At 59.0% G+C, this 222-nt stretch carries 1 pseudogene; it reads left to right on the top strand.

Going from position 1 to position 222, the window contains the following annotated elements:
- Nucleotides 1-222, top strand: a pseudogene (locus ACXAGA_RS16505) (hypothetical protein); the annotation flags it as partial.

Here is a 222-nt window from a genome sequence, read left to right as displayed (position 1 = left end):
TTACGCCCGAGGCCGGATTCCTAAGCGATCCAACCCCTGTGGGCTATACGGTGGACGATGCAGACGGCAACACGTCGAATGTGGCGGCGCTAGCGATTGACTATGGCGATGTGCCTGTGGCGACGGATGATACGTTGATCAGCCCGGTCTATGGCGCTGCAACGATCTCTCCTTTGGGCAATGACACGGATGCGGATAACGCGCTGGATGCCACGTCGGTTG

The organism is Marivivens sp. ABH4_498 (assembly GCF_056160585.1).
This window is presented reverse-complemented; position numbering and strand designations above follow the sequence as displayed.